Source organism: Roseateles sp. GW821-FHT02E12 (assembly GCF_059421665.1).
Genome location: NZ_JBWKVK010000003.1, coordinates 607,005 through 624,953, shown reverse-complemented (window position 1 = coordinate 624,953; position 17,949 = coordinate 607,005). Strand labels below are relative to the sequence as shown.

Sequence of the window (17,949 nt, the reverse complement as noted above, 5' to 3'; positions counted from 1 at the left end):
CCGGGCAACGTGCCGGCCATGCATCGCTTCGTCCTGTGCCTGCTGCTCGTGCTGCTGCCGCTGCGCAGCCTGCTTGCGGCCGGCCAACTGGGCAGCGAGGTAGCTGGAACGCGGCTGGCCTGTCGACCTGGCCCGCTTGCTGCTGCTGCGCCAGGCAGAGCAGCGCCAGGCCGCTGGCGATGTGCTGGCCTTGACCGCGGACACGCGCCGCGCCTGGATGCGCGCCGTGGCGACCACCGAAGCCCTGGCCTACCGCCGTCAGGTCGTCGAGGCCGCGGATGCCGGTGCCGAGCTAGCGCGGCGCACGCAGGCTGCCGGCACCCACGTCAATGAAACCGCGCTGGGCGTGGTGAGCGCTGATGCCTTCGACATGGCTGTGATGGCCGACGAGTCGGGCAAGCCGACGCGCTACTTGTTCAGCACCCCGCCACTCGGCGTGCCCTATGTGCGTCGCGATCGCTGGCGGCGCCTGGTCGTGCACGTAGCCGACGTGGGCGCGCCGGGCACGGCCGAGCGCCTACTGGACACGCTCAGTGTGGTTCTGCTGGACGTACCGTTCTGAATGCAGCTGATTTGACGCGTCCTCTTGTTGAGGGATATGAGCCTGTGTTGCCGCACCACTCAATGGCAAATTCCGCCGAAAGTGCTGCAACTTGCCAGGAGGAAGCGCACGCCCCATGAATCCAAAACACGAGAGCCTGTTGAAACAGCACCTCACCAAACTGCGTGATGGAACGTTCGATGAACACGACGTGCGGGTACTGCTACTGGGCATCCGCGAAAAGCTGAGCGAAGAGGCCAAGCGACCGCCCCGCCCGAGCACGCCTGTTCAACGGGAATATCAGACCGGCGTCGTCAACCTGCTCGACATCGCGCACTCGATAGCGCACCCTGAAATGAAGGAGCGGGGAGCAATCCGAAGCTACGTGCGGCGCTATGACGCCGAGTATGTCAAGTCTCTCGAAGCCATGAAGCGGGGGCAGAAGATCATCAAGGTCGACCCCTCGACCAAAACCGTGCATCTAGACTCGCCACCCGCGCTCAAGACGATGTCGGCACAGGCCCTTACTCACGCATTCGTCAGCAACCTGCCCGAGCAGAAGGGCGAGGCTGACCCGTGGAAGCTGACCGAACACGGGCCAGACATTGAACTCTGTCTGCTGTCCCTTCTTCACCTGGTGCAATTGCCTGCATTGGATGAGATAGACAAGCCGAAACCAGGCATTCGCCGGCGAGGATACCTAGCGATCAATTCCTTCGGCGGCTTTCATAGCCTGTACGCCGGCGTCTATCACTCGCGCACGGAAGGGTTCCTGTCAAGCGAGACCTATGAACGCTCACCAGCAGATAGCACCGCACCGCACGTCCAACCGTTCCCTGTTTTTATGGGGACGAAGATCGCCAAATCAAGCCTGATGCTGGATGCTCGCCAGCCCGTGGTGGTCTTCGCTGAAAGGCTTTCCAGCGGTGAACTCAACCTCGTGCAGCGCGATTGATGATCACAAAAGACCCAGCAGCGGTGCAGCTTGCGAACCGCATTCGGAACACCTCCTATACGTTCTTCCTCGCCTACCAACGGTGCTGGACGCCGCCAATACCCGGGCAGCCCAATCAGCCGATCCTGGCGGGGCCGATGATCGTCAACCTAGCCTTTGCGGTCGAGACAGGGATAAAGGCGTTGTTGACTCTGCACTCAGCGCAACCCAAGAAGCGAATGCACGAGCTTCACCTGCTCTATGCCGAGCTGCCAGCCGACGTACAGCAACGCGTCCGCCCAGTCATGTTTCCGGGAGATGAGTTTTCGCGGCGTCTCGAAGCTGCGACCCTGACTTTTGTTGAGTGGCGCTACTGGTACGAACCGCCGAAGGACGGCAGGCAACTGCTTGGCGATGGGACGTTCTTAGCTGAACTGGCACGTGCGCTGCTGACTGAACTAGACACAGTCCTAACGCCCGAAGGGCAGCTTCGGCAGCCTTGAGACGGCCGAAGTCTGGTTTCCAGTCAGTGGGCGAGAACATTGGCGTGATTAACACAACCGGCACGAAGGGGTAGGCAGCCTTGCCACCAAGGGAGGCACCGGAGCCTCCCTCACGGGAGGGCTAGACCAAGCCAGCCAAAAACCCTGCGCGACATCAAGAAGCCCACCCCCTGAACAGAGGGGTTAGCACACAAAGAACCAGTGCCACCATCGCACCCCAACAAACTAGGGGGATCGATGAAAGTTCATATCTTGGCCGCGCTGCTGGCCATCGTCGGCGCTGCATCGAGCGGCGCAACAGCTGCACCAACAATGATTGGCTTCGACGAGATTCCGCAGCTAGGCACACCCGGCACTTACTTCACGGACAACTTTTCAATCGGCGGCTTTCGGTTCTCTCCGAGCTGCCATGTGGATCACATCAACGGCACTTCGCCCAGCATTCCGTTAGACGATGGTGCCGGCATTGGTTGGGATCGATCCGGGTGCGGCACGAGCTTCAACAGCAACTACCTCGGACAGCTTGCAACTCCGAACCGACCAGGGCTCCTCTATATCGACTCGGCCGGAGCGCTCTTCGACCTTTTGAACCTGGTCGCGCTAACCAACGGCGATCAGATCACTTTTGGGTTCAGTGTTTACTCGTCCAAGGGTGGCGTCGCCACCTTCCCTACCTATGTTCCGCGAGGCGACTACGACTTCACCAGCGATGAGTGGAAGGGCATCGAATGGCTGGTGCTTACGAACGGCGGAGGATCTCCGGCCGTGTGGATGGACAGCATCACCTTGTCCACGGTGCCCGAGCCCGGCGCGCTCGCCTTGGTGGCAGTGGCAGGCGTGGCTGCGATTCGACGACGCAAGACTGCGCGCTAACGCGCTACACCAGCGCCGCATGTCGCGTGAAGGAAAACGAGCTCCCGCGGGAAGCGCCTTGGAGCACACAGCCAGAGCCTTTGCGGCAGTTCCTGCCCTGAGCTTCTGACCCTGCGCGCGAACGGCGCGGCAAGGCTGCCACCAGCTCGACACGCGACTCAAACCGGGTTCCGAACAACAGAGGAGGAGCGATGAACAAGCTTGACAAGATTTGGGATGCACTAACGCAGCGCTTCAGCAACCCGACGTTGATTGCCTTTGGACTTTCTTGGCTGGTGATCAACTACAAGCTGCTGCTCGTGCTGACAAGCAGCGATCCGTACACCAAAAAGTTCGAGTTCATCGAGAACGTGCTGTACGCCCCCGCTACAAACCCGAACGCTAGGCTGTATTGGTTTCCCGCGCTTTGTGCAATCGCCTACATCGTCATCGTTCCCGGGCTGACGTGGTGCTCGACGGCAGTTTCGGCGTGGTGGGACAACTGCACCCACTGGCTCGATCTCTGGATCAGAAGAAAGGCGATTCTTAGTGCAGAACAAGCCACAGCTCTGAAACAAGAAACGGCTGCTCTTGTCGCAGCGGGAAGCACGGAGCTTGCGTCAATACAAAAGCTTGGAGACGCGTCCGCGGCGAATTTCAAATGGGCCTTCGCTGGAGCGCTCTTAGCCATTCGCACCTCGCTGCTGGATAGCATGGAGAAAGAGCTTGCGCACTCGGACGGCTGGGGCGCGCCCGTTATCAGATCGAGGCACCCAGCCCAGCCGGGCCCAATCGAATGGGCCGACGTCATCGAGGGGCGGCGTCTAACGCTGCTGATCAAGTACGGCGTACCCGAAGAATGGATGGAGCCTTGCAAGACGCTCGCTTACCACTTGCCATTTACGGTTCGCGACTGGGCGGGCAAGGGCGTGGAAGACCTTGAACCGGCTTGGTTGACTCTCCTCCGCCTTCATACGCTCAACCTGGTGGACATCGAGTGGGCGGGAAGTGTCCTGCTCTTCAAATCGCGCCCGATGGACGGCAACGAGATCTGGCAACAAGTTACCGAGAGGGCACGGAAAGAAGTCACCGCGTAGGTCTTTCGTCGACCAAATGGTTTTCGCAGCTGTCAGCGCCCGTGACGCCCACCCCGACTAAGGCTTGCTAGGCGGCACGGGACTACCGGTCTTGAGCGCGTGCACGAGTGCATAGAGCGCGAGCAGTCCGCCGGCGATACCACCGACCCATCGAGCGGCCGCGCCGATCCAGCCCAGCACACGCAAGCCACCCTTGCCGATATCGAGCAGCTCGCGCACCTCCACCGTGGTGTCGGTGTTGACCTTCAGCTCGGTGCGCAGCGCGCTCACGTCGTCGGACAGGTCGCTCATCTTTTGGGCCCCTCGGTCCAAGCGCTCATTGATCGGGACGAGGGCGGCCTGGAGCATGTCGTCTACGGCGCGGCGCTGATCCGGCGTCAGGGAGTCGGTCATGGGTAGTCCTTGTTTGTCCAGACGGCTGGACGGTCAGAGAGACGGCCGCGAGCTTTGAGGGCTAGGGCCAGGCGATGGCGGCGATGGCCTCGGCGTCGGCTGCGGCGTCGATGTCAGCGCGCAGCTGCACGCTGATAGCCCACAGGGCGGAGACGTAGGCCTTGCAGGCGCGGGCCACGGCGATCTGCTGGGCAGCGTCCAGCACGATCACGCTGTTGTCGGCCAGCACCCAGGGCTGGCTGTAGGCCTCGCCGGCCTGCAAGGCCATGAAGGCGTCCAGCGCGGCGCCGGGCAGGTTCTGCAGATCAACCTCGAAGCTGTGGCCCAGCGCATCGAACGAGCCGCCCAGCAGTTGCGCGCGCACGGCCTTGACCTGCTCCCACTTGGCGGCGCGCAGCTCGGCGAGGGTGCGCGGGTCGATCCAGCAGAGCGCGCCGTCCACCAGGTGCAGCTGGTGCTCATCGCTCGGCCGCGGCGGCCACTGCGAGCGGTCGGGAATCTCGGCGTTGGGCTCAGGGATGGCCCACGAGATCGTCTGCGGCCACCGCCGCGTCCGCGCCGCGCGCCTGGCCGGCCTGGAGATGATTCCCGCCATCGTCCGCACCATGACCGACGACGAGGCAGCGACCGCGCAGATTCACGAGAACCTCGCCCGCCGCGACGTGACGCCGCTGGAGGAGGCCGAGGCCGGCTCAGCCTGCTCATGGTGCTGTTGGCAATCGACTGCGGCCCAACCGGCAGGGACCTGTACAGCGGCCGCGTGGCCATGGCCGAGAGCTACGGCGTGGACCCGCTCAACTTGCAGGCCAGCGAACCCCGGCCCAAGGCCGCTGAGCAAGCCACGGAGCCGGCCGCCGTGGTCGAGGAGCAGTTACAGCTCGCCGGCCTGCCGCCCGCTGCCGATGACGCCGAACCAACCGCGGCGCAAGCACCCAAGGGCGGCAAGAAGCCCACCGCCCGCTACCGTAACGCCACCACCGGCGAAACCTGGAGCGGACGCGGCCTGCAGCCCAAGTGGCTCAAGGCCGCCATCGCACGCGGCGGCAAGCTCACTGACTACGCATTAAGAGGGACCTCGGTATGACGAGGAGGGTCCTACCGCTCAAGATGCGTTGCCGCAAGGCCAAAGATCTTGTCACCGAACTCATCAAGATCATCTGCCCACTTGCAAAGATGAGCGTGCAAATCGTTCGTCATGCTGATGTCCTGAGGGTTAGGGAGGTTGCCCTGGACGGCGCGCGCATTGAACTTCGCCTGTTGAATCAACAGCATTTCATCGGCAAGGATGGCCTCATCAAGACGCCATCCTTGGATGCAGTCATGGCACTCTTGAAGTTGACTCAAGAGCAGTTCGTTGGGACCCTGTCGAACACGGGTGTCGCCATCGGTCGGTGGATAGCAATCGCAAAATTCCTTCAACCGAGTTGCCATCAGTCGGACCGTTTGAGCGCGCAATCCGATTGCGTCAGCCGCAGCCTCAATGCGCTCTCTGCGCATAGCTCTGACTTGGAGGTAGGCGGCCACCACAGCACCTCCGATCGCAATGAAGGTGAAGAGTGCAGAGGCCCAGGCAGCCCATTCCGCCTTCGTCATGCACGTCGCCCACCATTGAATCTTTGCGAAGCAGAACTCGGGCGTTGGGTCTACGGCGCTGGTCGCAAGGATGTCATACATGCAGCGGATTCTGCCGGCAGTGAGGCCGCCTGATGCGCTGCGTTAGCGTCCGCCAGCCCTGGGCTTGGCTCATCGTCAACGGCTACATCAGCCTGGCCAACTTGGACTGGTCCACCAACTACAGGGGCGAGTTCCTGATTCGCTCAGGCCTGAAGCTGCTCCAGCGCGACTATCGCGAGCTGGCCACGCAGATCCTCGATCAGCTGCACATCGAGGTGCCGCCCTTCAGCGCGGAGGACCGCGTGCCCCGTGGCGGCATCGTCGGCATGGCCGTGCTCACCGGCGTGGTCACCGACCACCCGTCGCCCCTCTTCCGCGGCCCTTTCGCTTGGACGCTGGCAGGCGCCCAGCCCCTGCCCTTCGCACCATTCACGCCGCCCCACAGCGGCCCCGCCCCTCGCTGGTTCGACGTGCCACGCGCGGCCGCCGGCCTGCCTACCCCAAGCCTTAAAGGGAGCCTCGCATGAAAGTCGGCGCGTCAGTTTTCATGACATTGAAGGTCGAGGTCTACGTCGGCGACTGGGAAGCGGCGCAGTCCTTCGAGCAGTTGCACAAGCGGGCCGAGCGCGAGGCGCGCCAGGCGCTGGAGAAGGCGCTGAACGACCCCACACCCAGCGGCGTGCGCATGCTCGGCGACGCCGCGGTCATGCACGTCATCACGAAGCAGCGGGAATGACCACCCTACTCGCGCTCCCTCACGTCGACGAGCTGCAGCTCACCGACACCGAGCTGGAGGGCCTCACCGACGCCAAGCTGCACAAGCTGCAGATTGACTGGCTGAAGCTCAACGGATGGGCCTACACGCTCACCCGCGGCGGCCGGCCCGTCGTCGGGAGGCTCTATGCCAACCTCAAGCTTTCAGGCGTCGACGTGGCTACCATCGTCAACCCGCAAGGCTTCCAGCTGAATTTCGGCGCCATCCAGTGAACCGCCCGCGCACCACCGGAAAAGACCTGCCCCCGCGCATGCTGGAACGCCGCCGCATGCTCAAGAGCGGCAAGGTGTGGGTCGGCTACTACTACGACGGCCGCGACGAACACGGCAAGCGCCGCGAAATCCCGCTCGGCACCGACCTGGCCAACGCAAAAGCCAAGTGGGCCGAGCTGGAGCGCAAGCCCACGCCGGCCGGTGGCAGCACCCGCATGGCGCAGGCCTGGGCGAAGTACAAGCGCGACATCATGCCAACGAAGGCGGTCAAGACCCGCAGCGAGCAGACCAAGGAAATCGAACGCCTGCAAGCCGCCTTCCGCGGGGCCGAGTTCGAGCAGATCACCTCGGCCCACATCGCCATGTACCGCGACGGCCGGCGCACCAAGGCCCGCAAGCTGGCCAGCGGCGACATCGTCCCGAGCAGGCCCGCGCCCGTCGCTGCAAACCGCGAGCTGGCGTTGCTGAGCCACTACTGGAACAAGGCGCGGGAATGGGGCTACACCAACGCGCCCAACCCCGTGCAGGGCGTCTCAAAGAACAAGGAGACACCGCGCGACTTCTATGCCGATGACGTGGTCTGGCACGCCGTGCGCGACCTCGGTGTGGACGAGCTCCAGATCGCCATGGACCTCGCCTACCTGACGGGCCAGCGCCCGAGCGACATGCTCAAGTTCGGGCCGCGCGACATCGTCGACGACGCCCTGCAGGTCCAGCAGGGCAAGACGAAGAAGCGGCTGCGCATCATGCTGACCGACGCGGCCACCGGCACGCGCTCCGAGCTGGGCCAGCTCATCGACCGCCTGCTCAAGCGCAAGGTCGTCGCCACCCGCTTCGTCGTCAACGAGCACCACAAGGCCATCCGCATCGGCGCGCTGCGCGACCGATTCAATGACGCCCGCTCAGCTGCAGCTATGGCGGCGCGCGCTCATGGCGACCCCGACCTGGCCGGCCGAATCGAGGCCTTCCAGTTCCGCGACGCGCGCGCCAAAGCGGCCAGTGAAATCGAGAGCATTGGCGATGCATCCAAGCTGCTGGCACATAGCAGCGAGGCTCTTACCAAGCGCGTCTACCGCCGCCGCGGCGAGCGTGTTTCCCCAACGAGATGACTCTTAGGGCCGCTTGTCGATGGCGTCGTGCTCGTCCACTTTGCGGAGGTACGCCATACCGTCCTCCAGCGTAAAACTGGCTTTGTAGGCGTCATTCGAAGTGACGTGACAAGTCCACGGAGCCACTTGATGGCCTTCGCGCAATACCGACGGAACCGTCTTGGACTTCAGCTGATGAAGATGCAACTTGGCAGGAGGCGAGTCCAAGCTGCACATTAGCAGCGACCGAATACTGCTTTTGACCTCTTCAAGCAACCTAGGATCCTTGATCCGCCCTAGCGTCTTGGCAAATGTGTGCGAATCACAGCACACACCGCGAATCACGCGCCCCTCGAGCATTACCGCTTGCAGGCGGCATCAAGCTGATCAGACAACTCAGCGTCGGAGGCGGCCAAAATGCATTGCGCCCCAGACCGCGCGCGCCGAATGGCTTCAACGTTTGCGTCGTGCGAATCCAAGGCTGCGCGCAGATCGACCGCTGCGGCAGCAGCAGCAAACGCGCTTTGGTGAACGCGTTCGACCGACTTCCGGACCTTCCAACGCCGACCTTGCAGACTCGCGCCGTCGACATTGATACCTTCGGGCCGGATCTTCTCAGCCAAATCGCGCAGGCGCCCAATCGTCGCTGTCAGTTGGTCGCCTAGCTCACCGTCCTCGTCGATAAGTTCGGCAGTCGGCTCCGCGTCAAGCTTCTCAACCATCCTCTCCATCGACAGCGTCCGGTCGGACAGCATCAATGCAAAATCGTTGAACGACTTCTCAAAGTGCCGAACCGCAAGGTCAGCTAGAAAATTGGGAATGGCCTGATACGCGAAAAACACCCGCGCAAAGCGCTGCAACGGCTTCGCTTCGGCCTGGTTCTTCACCAAGTCAAAGATACGGAAGGGGAGCGCAGCTGCGGTCATGTGTTGGTTTCGGCTGGTGGCCGTACGGCTACTCAGTGCGAGTTAGTGTGCCACAGCAATCACACGTGTGATTGTCAGACTTAACCCAATGCGGAAATGAACTTGCGGAAATTGCGGAAACGATCTCGCACAGACGCAAAAAAGCCCGCACTGGGCGGGCTTCTAAGACCTTGATTTACAAGGATTTTTCTTGGAGGAGAGGGGGGGATTCGAACCCCCGAGACGTTACCGTCCGCCTGATTTCGAGTCAGGTACATTCAACCACTCTGCCACCTCTCCGAATCTGGTGCGAGCTGAGCCCAGCATTATAGCCAGGATTTTTGGGCTTAGCCGCGCAGTGTGTCGACACCACCCAGATAGGGCCTCAGCGCCTCCGGCACCGTGATGCTGCCGTCGGCGTTCTGGTAGTTCTCGAGCACCGCAACCAAGGTCCGGCCAACGGCCAGGCCCGAGCCGTTCAGCGTGTGCACGAACTCGTTCTTGCCCTGCGCGTTCTTGAAACGGGCCTGCATGCGACGGGCCTGGAAAGCGCCCATGTTCGAGCAGGAGCTGATCTCGCGGAAGGTGTTCTGCGCCGGCAGCCACACCTCGAGGTCGTAGGTCTTGGTCGAGCCGAAACCCATGTCGCCGCTGCACAGCAGCACGGTGCGGTAAGGCAGGCCGAGCTTTTGCAGCACGGCTTCGGCGTGGCCGGTCATCTCTTCCAGCGCGGCCATGCTGTTCTCGGGCAGCTCGATGCGCACCATCTCGACCTTGTCGAACTGGTGCTGGCGGATCAGGCCGCGCGTGTCGCGGCCCGCAGAACCGGCTTCCGAGCGGAAGCAGGGGCTGTGGGCCGTCAGCTTGACGGGCAGGTCCTCGGGCTTCATCACGCTCTCGCGCACGGTGTTGGTCAGCGAGATTTCCGAGGTGGAGATCAGGTACTGCTCGACCTGCTCCTCGTCGCCGCCGCGCAGCACCCAGAACATATCTTCCTTGAACTTGGGCAGTTGGCCGGTGCCTTCAAGAATCTCGCGGTTGACGATGTAGGGCGTGTAGCACTCGGTGTAGCCGTGCTCGGTCGTCTGCACGTCGAGCATGAACTGGGCGAGCGCGCGGTGCAGGCGGGCGGCCGGGCCTTTCAGGAAGGCGAAGCGCGAGCCCGAGAGCTTGGCGCCCATCTCGAAGTCCAGGCCCAGCGGGGCGCCGAGGTCGACATGGTCCTTGACCGGGAAGTCGAAGGACTTCGGCGTGCCCCAGCGGCGCACTTCGACGTTGGCGGTTTCATCCGCGCCTGCAGGCACGCTGGCGTCCGGCAGGTTGGGCACGCTCATCAGCAGCGTGTTCAGCTCGACCTGGATGGCGTCCAGGCGCTCGGCGCCGGCCTTCAGTTCGTCGGCAATGCCGCCGACCTCGGCCATCAGCGCCGAGGCGTCTTCGCCCTTGCCCTTGGCCATGCCGATCTGCTTGGACAGCGCGTTGCGGCGGGCCTGCAGCTCTTCGGTGCGAACCTGCACCGAGCGGCGCTCGCCTTCGAACGCCTTGAAGCGCTCCACGTCGAGGAAGGTTTGCGGGGTCTTGCGCGCGTTCAGGCGTTCGATGACGGCATCGAGGTCCTTGCGCAGCTGGGTGATGTCGAGCATGGGTATCAACCTTCAGAAATCGGATACGAAAACGGCGCCGATGTCAGCGCCGCCGGATGTACAGGACACCGGCATCAAGATCGTGAGGAACTCACCTCGGCCATGGACTTGTCGCCCAGGCCCATGGGCAGCGGGAAGCGCACGTGCTCCTCGACCCCGGGCAGGCTGCGCACCGTCGTGGCACCCAGCGCGCGCAACCGGTCGATGACGGCCTGCACCAGCACGTCGGGGGCCGAAGCGCCGGCCGTCAGGCCCACGCGGGTGCGGCCTTCCAGCCACTCGGCCTTCAGGTCTTCGGCCGCGTCGACCATGTAGCCCGGCGTGCCCAGGCGTTCGGCCAGCTCGCGCAGGCGGTTGCTGTTGGAGCTGGTGGGGCTGCCGACGACGATGACCACGTCGACCTGCGGCGCCAGCAGCTTGACTGCGTCCTGGCGGTTCTGCGTGGCGTAGCAGATGTCCTGCTGCTTGGGCTCGCGCACCTGCGGGAAGACGCGCTTCACCTCGGCCAGGATCTCGGCCGCGTCGTCCACGCTCAGCGTCGTCTGCGTGACGACGGCGAGCTTGCTCTGATTGCTCACCCGGACCTTGGCGACGTCCTCGACATCCTCGACGAGGAAGATGCCCTCGGACAGCTGGCCCATCGTGCCCTCGACCTCGGGGTGGCCCTTGTGGCCGATCATGATGAACTCATAGCCCTCGCGGTGCAGCTTGGCCACCTCGACGTGCACCTTGGTCACCAGCGGGCAGGTCGCGTCGAAGACGTTGAAGCCACGCGCTGCGGCCTCGCGGCGCACCTCCTGGCTGACACCGTGCGCGCTGAACACCAGCGTCGCGCCGGGCGGCACGTCGGCCAGGTCCTCGATGAAGATCGCACCGCGAGCCTTCAGGTCGTTGACCACGTAGGTGTTGTGCACGATCTCGTGGCGCACATAGATGGGAGCGCCGAACTTGACCAACGCGCGCTCGACGATCTCGATGGCGCGGTCCACGCCGGCGCAGAAGCCTCGCGGCTCGGCCAGCACCACTTCCTGGGGATGCACGACAGCATTCATCACAGCACCCCGATCACTTGGACTTCAAAACTCACCGGCTGGCCGGCCAGCGGGTGGTTGAAATCGAACAACAACGCCTCGCCGCCCAGCTCGCGCACAACGCCGGCATAGCCGCCCTGTCCGTCCGGGCCGGGGAACTGAACGACGTCGCCGACGTTGTAGACCTCGTCCGGATCGCCCAGCTGGCGCAGCAGCGTGAGCTTCACGCGCTGCAGCAGCTCGGGGTTGCGCTCGCCGAAGGCCTCCCCGGGTGCGAGCTGGAAACGCTCATGGGCGCCCTCGGGCAGGCCGATCAGGCGGGCCTCGATGGCGGGTGACAACTGGCCCGCGCCCAGCGACAGGGTTGCGGGCTTGTCGTCGAAGGTGTTGACGATGTCGGCGCCGTCCGGGCCCGAGAGCCGGTAATGCAGCGTGAGGAAAGAGCCGGCCTGGATGGGGTTCATTCGAGAGAAGTGGGGAAGCGCTTGGCTAGACTGCCGATTTTATGCCGCTGACCCATCTCCCCCCAGACGCCCGCCCGCGCGAGAAGCTGCTTGCCCGCGGCCCGCAGGCGCTGGCGGACGCGGAGTTGCTGGCGCTGCTGCTGCGCACGGGCATCCAAGGCGCGCCGGTGCTGCAGCTGGCGCAGAGCCTGCTCGACCGCTTCGGCGGCTGGGCGGGGCTGCTGGCAGCCAGCGTGCAGGACCTCGGCAAGGTCAAGGGGCTGGGCCCGGCCAAGCGCGCCGAGATTGCCGCCGTGCTGGAGATTGCGCGCCGCTCGTTGAGCCAGCAACTCACCGAGAAGTCGACGATGAACGACGCCGACACGGTCAAAACCTATCTGCGCCTGCACCTGGGCGGCCTGGGCCACGAGGTGTTCGCCGTGCTGTTCCTCGACGCGCAGCTCAGGCTGATCGCCATGGAGACGCTGTTCCAGGGCTCGCTGACGTCCACGACCGTGCACCCCCGGGAAGTCGTGAAGCGCGCGCTGGCCCTGGGCGCCGGCGCGGCCATCCTGGCGCACAACCACCCGAGCGGCGTGGCGGAGCCGTCGCGCGCCGACGAACTGCTGACCAAGCACCTCAGCCAAGCGCTGGCGCTGGTGGACGTGCGCGTGGTCGACCATTTCATCGTCGGTGCGGGTGAGGTTGTCTCGTTTGCCGAGCGGGGGCTGCTGTGAGCGCCGCGCCGGGCCGCCCCAAGCAAGCTCGCTCCCGCTTGGCGGGACAGGCCGAAGGCCGAAGGGTGCACCCATGAGCAAGCTGATTCGCAGCTTCGCCGACCTCAAGCCTCTGGCACGCGAGCTGGCCATCGCGCGGCTCGCGGCTGAGCAGGAGCGCGAGCGGCTCGCGGCAGCGCTGCGACTGGCGGAGCAGGAGCGGCGCGTCTTCGAGCTCACAGTAGGCCCGATCACCCCGCTGCGCCACGTCGAGCGCGTGCTGCACGACATCGAACCGCCGCCTCCCGAGCCGCGCCAGCGTGAGGCCGACGAGCGCGCCGTGCTGCTGCAGGCGCTGTCCGACGACATCGACGTCGACACGCTGCTCGACACGGATGAGAGCTTGAGCTTCCGCCGTGAGGGCATCTCCGTCGAGGTCGTGCGCAAGCTGCGCCGCGGCCACTGGTCACTGCAGGCCCAGCTCGACCTGCACGGCCTGCGCCGCGACGGCGCGCGCGAGGCGCTGGGCCAGTTCATCCACGACAGCGCCCGGCGCGGCCTGCGCTGCGTGCGCGTGGTGCACGGCAAGGGCCACGGCTCGCCGGGCCGCGAGCCAGTACTCAAGGGCCGCGTGCGGCGCTGGCTAGTGCAGAAGAACGAGGTGCTGGCCTTTGTGCAGGCGCGCGCCAGCGATGGCGGCGCCGGTGCGCTGATGGTGCTGCTGACGGGAACGGCCTGACGGGCCGCTGACGGGGACTGACGCGCGGCTGGCACGTCGCGCGGCAGCGACGGGGCATAACGCCATTGACCGGTGGCGTTGGCCCGGAGTAGTCTGGACTCAAGCCGCCATCAGCGCGACATCCGGTTTCCGCAGCCCAACGAGGAGAGCCCATGTCCCATACCTTTTCCGATCGTGCGCCCCAGCCCAAGAGCTATGTAGGCATCGGTCTGGTCGTTGCCATCCACCTGGCCGCGATCTACGCGCTGAGCACTGGGCTGATGAAGACGCCCCCAAGGCAGCACGAAGCTACCATCCTGCTGCCGCCCATCAAGGAAAAGCCGCCGGAGCAGCAACCCGTGGAGACCAAGAAGGCGGAACAGCCCACGCTGATCAGCGTCAAGCCGGAGGTGCCGCCGCTGCCCACCTGGAAGGAAGAGACCCCGACGCTGGTCGTCACCGAGCAGCGACCCGGCGAAACCGTGGTTTCTGCTGGCAGCTCGACAGGCACGGGCACGACCGTGCAGCCGCCCACACTGGCCAAGTCCGAGCCGGCGATCAAGGCACCCGGCGCTGTCTGTTCCGTGATGCCCAAGCCGGACGTTCCCGCCGTCAACTGGGCTGGCGAAGCGGTGCTGCAAGTGATTGCCACGGTGCGCGGCGGCCGCGTTGTCGGCACCGACTTCCGCGTGGCCCAGGGCGCCCTGGACGGCAAGACCAAGCGTTCGCTGCAACGCTCGGTGGAATCCGCTCTCGCCGGCTACCAGTGCCAGGGCGATGCGGTTTTCCAGCAGGACTTCGCGTTCCGACTCGACTGAGGGCCGACAGGCCCTAGACGTTTCTCATCCAGTCGGCCGTTCCTGCAAAGGACTCGGCCAACCGGGCCTGCAGGGCCGGGTCCACCCCGGTCTCCTGCATGGCCTGGCCCATGCAGGCCAGCCACTCGTCGCGCTCGGCGATGCCGATGCGAAACGGCATGTGCCGCGCCTTCAAGCGCGGGTGGCCGAAGCGGTCGATGTAGAAGTCCGGCCCACCGAGCCAGCCGCACAGGAACCAGAACAGCTTGTCGCGTGCCGAATCGAGCGAGTCGCCATGGGCGGCGCGCAGCCGGGCATAGCCGGGCTCCAGGTCCATCAGGTCGTAGAAGCGGTCGACGAGTTCGCGCACGCGCGCCTCGCCGCCTATCCACTCGAACGCAGTCTCGGGGGTCGGGTCAGGCAAGGAGCTTGGAGGCGAGTGCCTTGATGGCCTGGGCGGCGTCGCAGCCCGGGTAGTGCTCAAGCATCAGCTGGCGCTTGAGCACCGCCTGACGCACGGCCTGGTCGGCCTTGATCTCGCCATAGAGCTCGAGCCTGAAGGGCTGCCCCGGCGTCGGGCCGACGAAGCGCTGCAGCACCTGCTGCAACTGGCCGCAGATCAACTTACCCTCGCCGACGCGATTGGCTTGGTTGACGAGCAGGCCCACCTGGCGGCGGTCCTGCTGCGTGGCCAGCACCTTGATGGTGGCGTAGGCATCGGTCAGCGAGGTGGGTTCGGGCGTGGCGACGACGAGAACGTCCTGCGCGAGCGAGATGGCAAACAGCACGACGTCGGAGATGCCGGCACCGGTGTCCAGCAGCACCCAATCGAAGCGCGGCTTGACGAGGTCGACGATGTGCAGCAGCTTGTCGCGCACCTCGGGTGTGAGGCGCGAGTACTCCACCATGCCCGAGCCGGCCAGCAGCACGGAGAAGCCGCCCGGCGCGGGCAGGATGGCCTGCTCCAGCGTGGCCTTCTCGGTGAAGACGTCGTGCAGCGTCAGCTTGGGGTGCAGGTTGAGCACCACGTCGAGGTTGGCGAGGCCGAGATCGGCGTCCAGCACCAACACCTTCTGGCCGCGTGCAGCCAGGGCCGCAGCGAGGTTGGCGGTAACGAAGGTCTTGCCGACGCCACCCTTGCCGCTGGTGACAGCGAGGGTGCGGGCGCCGGAGCGCGTCGGACGCGGAGCAGCAGGATCGATGGTCGTGCTCATGGGCTGTCCTGTTGCGTTTCGAGATTCAGGGTGGCAAACAACATGCCCTTTTCTTCGGCGCTGACCAGGGATTCGATCTGGGGTTCAAGGCAGGCGCGGTTGCGGCCTTCGGCCTTGGCGCGGTAGAGCTGGCGGTCGGATCGCTCCGTCCACAGCAGCGGCGACGATCGCACCCACTGCGGCGCGAAGGCGCCGCCGAGGCTGACCGTGACGTTGAGCATCTGGCCGGGTCCGACCTCGATGTTGAGTTCGGACACGCGCTCACGCACGCGCTCGGCAACGGCCAGACCGACATGCGAGGCGCAGTTAGGCAGGATGATGGCGAACTCCTCGCCACCCACGCGGGCCACGAGATCCATCGGCCGCACCGTCTGCTCGACGGCGCGGGCCACTGCGCGGATCACTTGGTCGCCAGCGCCGTGGCCGTGGGTGTCGTTGACCGCCTTGAAGTGGTCGATGTCCAGCATCAGCAGCAGGGCCGCCTCACCGGAGCGGGCGACGCGGTCGACCTCGCGGGCCAGGGCCATCTCGAAGCTGCGGCGGTTGACGAGGCCGGTCAAGGCGTCCTTGCTGGAAAGATCGCACAGTGCATCCAGCACGGCCTGCAGCCAAGGGGCGCTGAAGGGCGCCTCGTCCGGGAGCAAAGCCCCGGCCTGCTGCAGCAATTGCAGGGCCTGATCCAGATCGAGCGTTGCGGCATCAATCAGATTGGGGTCGGGCAAGCGATGTTCCAAAGGTTGAGGCAGGCGCTGCGGGTGACTGGGATTGTGGTTTCGGGGCAGTCTAGCAGCGGCGCCTGCGTGTCCAGGTCGTGAAACAGGCACGTTCCTGAGGCCTGTTTGCACTATGCTGGACCGCACCCAGGCCGTACAAACCGCCTGCGGTGCAGAATCGGCGCGCCAACGCCAGAACTGCTGCGAGCACCAACAAATCTGATTTTCGACATGCCCGCACCCGACCTCGCCTCCGGCACGGAATCCCTCGATCACGAATTCAGCTTCAGCAAGGCCGACTTCGATCGTGTGCGAGAGCTGATCTACAAGCATGCGGGCATCAGCCTGCATGACGGCAAGCATGCGATGGTCTACAGCCGGCTCTCACGCCGCCTGCGTGAAACGGGCCACAAGAGCTTCGGGAGTTATCTGCAGTGGCTGGAGGCCTCGACTGGTCCGTCGGGCGCCGCCGAGTGGCAGGAATTCGTCAACTGCCTGACGACCAACCTGACCTCCTTCTTTCGCGAGGACCACCACTTCCACGCGCTCAAGGACGACCTCAAGCCCTTCGTCGGCAAGGGCGTGCGCATCTGGTGCTGCGCCGCCTCCACGGGCGAGGAGCCCTACTCCATCCTGATGACCTGCAGCGAAGCGCTGGGGGCGAGCGCCTCGGTGCAGCTGGTGTCCAGCGACATCGACACCAACGTGCTGGCCACGGCCAAGCGCGGCGTCTACAACGCCGACGCGCGCGGCCTGGATGCGACGCGGCTGAAGAACTTCTTCATGCGCGGCACGGGCGCCAACTCCGGCAAGATCCGCGTCAAGCCCGAGCTGCAGCGCTGGGTGGAGTTCCGCGCGCTGAACCTGATGGATCAGCAGTGGCAACTCGGCGACCCGTTCAACATGGTGTTCTGCCGCAACGTGATGATCTACTTCGATGCACCCACCCAACGCAAGGTGCTGGAGCGCATCCACCGCCACATGCGGCCGGGCGGCCTGCTCTTCGTGGGCCATTCCGAAAACTTCACCGAATCGCGCGACCTGTTCAAGCTGCGCGGCAAGACGATTTACGAACGGGTCTGAGCATGAGCACTCCTCTCACCTCCTCGCCCGTCATCGGTCTCGGCAACCCGGTCGCCGTGGCGAAGGTGGCCCATCTCAAGGCCCAGCCCCGCAAGCAGGGCGAAGCCTCCTTCTTCTTCTACGACGCCCACTTCAAGAACGCGGCCGTCAAGATCCTGCCGGGCGAGTACTTCGTCGACCAGGAAGACCTGCTCGTCATGACGACGCTGGGCTCCTGCATCGCCGCCTGCCTGTGGGACCGCGTCGCCAAGGTGGGCGGCATGAACCACTTCATGCTGCCCGAGGGCAACGGCGACTCGGGCCGCTACGGCTCCTTCGCGATGGAATTGCTCATCAACGAGATGATGAAGCGCGGTGCCAGCAAGGCGCGCATGGAGGCCAAGATCTTCGGCGGCGGCGCCGTCATCTCCGGCATGAACTCCATCAACGTCGGCGAGCGCAACACCAACTTCGTCATCGATTTCCTGAAGCTGGAGCGCATCCCCATCGTGTCCAAGGACGTGATGGACGTGTATCCCCGCAAGGTGTGCTTCCTGCCAGCGAGCGGCAAAGCCATGGTCAAGCGCCTGGCGCCGACGAATACTGACGCCCTGGTCCAACAGGACAGGGCGGCGATCCAGAAGGTGCAGCCGGTCGCCAGCAGCGGCGGCTCCATCGATCTGTTCTAAGGAGATATC

At 64.8% G+C, this 17,949-nt stretch carries 25 protein-coding genes, 1 tRNA gene and 1 pseudogene; 16 read left to right on the top strand and 11 right to left on the bottom strand.

The annotated features are described in order from the left end of the window. Window positions 1-136 precede the first annotated feature (136 nt). The 5 genes from AC07V5_RS20845 to AC07V5_RS20825 all read left to right on the top strand — a co-directional run bounded on the left by AC07V5_RS20845 (window position 137) and on the right by AC07V5_RS20825 (window position 3,927). Entirely contained in the window at window positions 137-562 is a 426-nt protein-coding gene (locus AC07V5_RS20845) for a hypothetical protein (protein ID WP_495117618.1), read from the top strand. A 115-nt stretch (window positions 563-677) separates the two neighbouring features. After that, window positions 678-1,496, top strand: coding sequence for a hypothetical protein (locus AC07V5_RS20840; RefSeq protein WP_495117617.1), 819 nt, complete (start codon window positions 678-680; stop codon window positions 1,494-1,496). Further along, window positions 1,496-1,978 carry a hypothetical protein gene (locus tag AC07V5_RS20835; RefSeq protein WP_495117616.1) on the top strand — a complete coding sequence of 161 codons (483 nt, stop codon included), beginning with the start codon at window positions 1,496-1,498 and terminating at the stop codon, window positions 1,976-1,978. Before AC07V5_RS20840 ends, AC07V5_RS20835 begins: the two co-directional genes overlap by 1 nt. Before the next feature lie 237 nt (window positions 1,979-2,215). Further along, the gene (locus AC07V5_RS20830; protein ID WP_495117615.1) at window positions 2,216-2,851 is read left to right on the top strand and encodes a PEP-CTERM sorting domain-containing protein; all 636 of its coding nucleotides are present in this window, start codon (window positions 2,216-2,218) and stop codon (window positions 2,849-2,851) included. A 191-nt stretch (window positions 2,852-3,042) separates the two neighbouring features. Then, the gene (locus AC07V5_RS20825) at window positions 3,043-3,927 is read left to right on the top strand and encodes a hypothetical protein (RefSeq protein ID WP_495117614.1); all 885 of its coding nucleotides are present in this window, start codon (window positions 3,043-3,045) and stop codon (window positions 3,925-3,927) included. A gap of 57 nt (window positions 3,928-3,984) precedes the next feature. Here AC07V5_RS20825 and AC07V5_RS20820 read toward each other — a convergent pair whose 3' ends face one another. Both AC07V5_RS20820 and AC07V5_RS20815 read right to left on the bottom strand, forming a co-directional pair. Beyond that, window positions 3,985-4,320 (bottom strand): hypothetical protein, encoded by a 336-nt coding sequence (locus AC07V5_RS20820; RefSeq protein ID WP_495117613.1) that lies wholly within the window; start codon window positions 4,318-4,320, stop codon window positions 3,985-3,987. 61 nt (window positions 4,321-4,381) lie between these two features. Continuing rightward, window positions 4,382-4,762, bottom strand: a complete 381-nt coding sequence (locus AC07V5_RS20815) for a DUF4376 domain-containing protein (RefSeq protein ID WP_495118019.1) — start codon at window positions 4,760-4,762, stop codon at window positions 4,382-4,384. A gap of 76 nt (window positions 4,763-4,838) precedes the next feature. Between AC07V5_RS20815 and AC07V5_RS20810 the strand changes: the two are divergent. Both AC07V5_RS20810 and AC07V5_RS20805 read left to right on the top strand, forming a co-directional pair. Next, a pseudogene (locus AC07V5_RS20810) lies at window positions 4,839-4,910 on the top strand (hypothetical protein); the annotation flags it as partial. Window positions 4,911-5,023: 113 nt separating this feature from the next. After that, window positions 5,024-5,404 carry an H-NS histone family protein gene (locus AC07V5_RS20805; RefSeq protein ID WP_495117612.1) on the top strand — a complete coding sequence of 127 codons (381 nt, stop codon included), beginning with the start codon at window positions 5,024-5,026 and terminating at the stop codon, window positions 5,402-5,404. 11 nt (window positions 5,405-5,415) lie between these two features. On the opposite strand, the gene AC07V5_RS20800 is transcribed toward AC07V5_RS20805, so the two are convergent. Continuing rightward, complete coding sequence (locus AC07V5_RS20800) at window positions 5,416-5,994, bottom strand: hypothetical protein (RefSeq protein WP_495117611.1); 579 nt, start codon at window positions 5,992-5,994, stop codon at window positions 5,416-5,418. Between the two features lie 32 nt (window positions 5,995-6,026). On the opposite strand from AC07V5_RS20800, the gene AC07V5_RS20795 reads away from it, so the two are divergent. The 4 genes from AC07V5_RS20795 to AC07V5_RS20780 are packed head-to-tail and all read left to right on the top strand — an operon-like array spanning window position 6,027 to window position 8,030. Continuing rightward, entirely contained in the window at window positions 6,027-6,461 is a 435-nt protein-coding gene (locus AC07V5_RS20795) for an ASCH domain-containing protein (RefSeq protein ID WP_495117610.1), read from the top strand. A 20-nt stretch (window positions 6,462-6,481) separates the two neighbouring features. Continuing rightward, entirely contained in the window at window positions 6,482-6,670 is a 189-nt protein-coding gene (locus AC07V5_RS20790; RefSeq protein ID WP_495117609.1) for a hypothetical protein, read from the top strand. Further along, a complete protein-coding gene (locus AC07V5_RS20785; protein ID WP_495117608.1) occupies window positions 6,667-6,921 on the top strand; it encodes a DUF4224 domain-containing protein in 255 nt (84 codons plus the stop codon). The genes AC07V5_RS20790 and AC07V5_RS20785 overlap by 4 nt, the downstream gene beginning before the upstream one ends. 38 nt (window positions 6,922-6,959) lie before the next feature. Next, window positions 6,960-8,030, top strand: coding sequence for a tyrosine-type recombinase/integrase (locus AC07V5_RS20780; protein WP_495117607.1), 1,071 nt, complete (start codon window positions 6,960-6,962; stop codon window positions 8,028-8,030). A 338-nt stretch (window positions 8,031-8,368) separates the two neighbouring features. Here the strand turns inward: AC07V5_RS20780 and AC07V5_RS20775 are convergent, their stop codons facing one another. The 5 genes from AC07V5_RS20775 to AC07V5_RS20755 form a co-directional block, all read right to left on the bottom strand. Further along, the gene (locus AC07V5_RS20775; RefSeq protein ID WP_495117606.1) at window positions 8,369-8,935 is read right to left on the bottom strand and encodes a hypothetical protein; all 567 of its coding nucleotides are present in this window, start codon (window positions 8,933-8,935) and stop codon (window positions 8,369-8,371) included. A 191-nt stretch (window positions 8,936-9,126) separates the two neighbouring features. Further along, window positions 9,127-9,214, bottom strand: a tRNA-Ser gene (locus AC07V5_RS20770). Between the two features lie 47 nt (window positions 9,215-9,261). After that, window positions 9,262-10,557, bottom strand: coding sequence for a serine--tRNA ligase (serS, locus tag AC07V5_RS20765; RefSeq protein WP_495117605.1), 1,296 nt, complete (start codon window positions 10,555-10,557; stop codon window positions 9,262-9,264). A 74-nt stretch (window positions 10,558-10,631) separates the two neighbouring features. Further along, a complete protein-coding gene (ispH, locus tag AC07V5_RS20760; RefSeq protein ID WP_495117604.1) occupies window positions 10,632-11,609 on the bottom strand; it encodes a 4-hydroxy-3-methylbut-2-enyl diphosphate reductase in 978 nt (325 codons plus the stop codon). Continuing rightward, window positions 11,609-12,052: an FKBP-type peptidyl-prolyl cis-trans isomerase gene (locus AC07V5_RS20755; protein ID WP_495117603.1), complete on the bottom strand. Its 444-nt coding sequence runs from the start codon at window positions 12,050-12,052 to the stop codon at window positions 11,609-11,611. Before AC07V5_RS20755 ends, ispH begins: the two co-directional genes overlap by 1 nt. A gap of 41 nt (window positions 12,053-12,093) precedes the next feature. Here AC07V5_RS20755 and radC point away from each other — a divergent pair, with 41 nt between their 5' ends. From radC to AC07V5_RS20740, 3 genes are all read left to right on the top strand, one after another. Further along, window positions 12,094-12,768 carry a RadC family protein gene (radC, locus tag AC07V5_RS20750; RefSeq protein ID WP_495117602.1) on the top strand — a complete coding sequence of 225 codons (675 nt, stop codon included), beginning with the start codon at window positions 12,094-12,096 and terminating at the stop codon, window positions 12,766-12,768. A 73-nt stretch (window positions 12,769-12,841) separates the two neighbouring features. Continuing rightward, window positions 12,842-13,486, top strand: coding sequence for a Smr/MutS family protein (locus AC07V5_RS20745; RefSeq protein WP_495117601.1), 645 nt, complete (start codon window positions 12,842-12,844; stop codon window positions 13,484-13,486). A 152-nt stretch (window positions 13,487-13,638) separates the two neighbouring features. After that, window positions 13,639-14,283, top strand: coding sequence for a hypothetical protein (locus AC07V5_RS20740; RefSeq protein ID WP_495117600.1), 645 nt, complete (start codon window positions 13,639-13,641; stop codon window positions 14,281-14,283). Between the two features lie 13 nt (window positions 14,284-14,296). Here the strand turns inward: AC07V5_RS20740 and AC07V5_RS20735 are convergent, their stop codons facing one another. From AC07V5_RS20735 to AC07V5_RS20725, 3 genes are read right to left on the bottom strand one after another with little or no spacing between them, the layout of a single operon-like run. Then, window positions 14,297-14,686 (bottom strand): group II truncated hemoglobin, encoded by a 390-nt coding sequence (locus AC07V5_RS20735; RefSeq protein WP_495117599.1) that lies wholly within the window; start codon window positions 14,684-14,686, stop codon window positions 14,297-14,299. Further along, window positions 14,679-15,476, bottom strand: a complete 798-nt coding sequence (locus tag AC07V5_RS20730; RefSeq protein ID WP_495117598.1) for a MinD/ParA family protein — start codon at window positions 15,474-15,476, stop codon at window positions 14,679-14,681. Before AC07V5_RS20730 ends, AC07V5_RS20735 begins: the two co-directional genes overlap by 8 nt. Then, the gene (locus AC07V5_RS20725) at window positions 15,473-16,198 is read right to left on the bottom strand and encodes a GGDEF domain-containing protein (RefSeq protein ID WP_495117597.1); all 726 of its coding nucleotides are present in this window, start codon (window positions 16,196-16,198) and stop codon (window positions 15,473-15,475) included. The genes AC07V5_RS20730 and AC07V5_RS20725 overlap by 4 nt, the downstream gene beginning before the upstream one ends. 222 nt (window positions 16,199-16,420) lie before the next feature. Between AC07V5_RS20725 and AC07V5_RS20720 the strand changes: the two genes are divergently transcribed. Both AC07V5_RS20720 and cheD read left to right on the top strand, forming a co-directional pair. Beyond that, complete coding sequence (locus AC07V5_RS20720; RefSeq protein ID WP_495117596.1) at window positions 16,421-17,272, top strand: CheR family methyltransferase; 852 nt, start codon at window positions 16,421-16,423, stop codon at window positions 17,270-17,272. Window positions 17,273-17,274: 2 nt separating this feature from the next. After that, window positions 17,275-17,940 (top strand): chemoreceptor glutamine deamidase CheD, encoded by a 666-nt coding sequence (gene cheD, locus AC07V5_RS20715; protein WP_495117595.1) that lies wholly within the window; start codon window positions 17,275-17,277, stop codon window positions 17,938-17,940. Window positions 17,941-17,949: the final 9 nt, after the last annotated feature.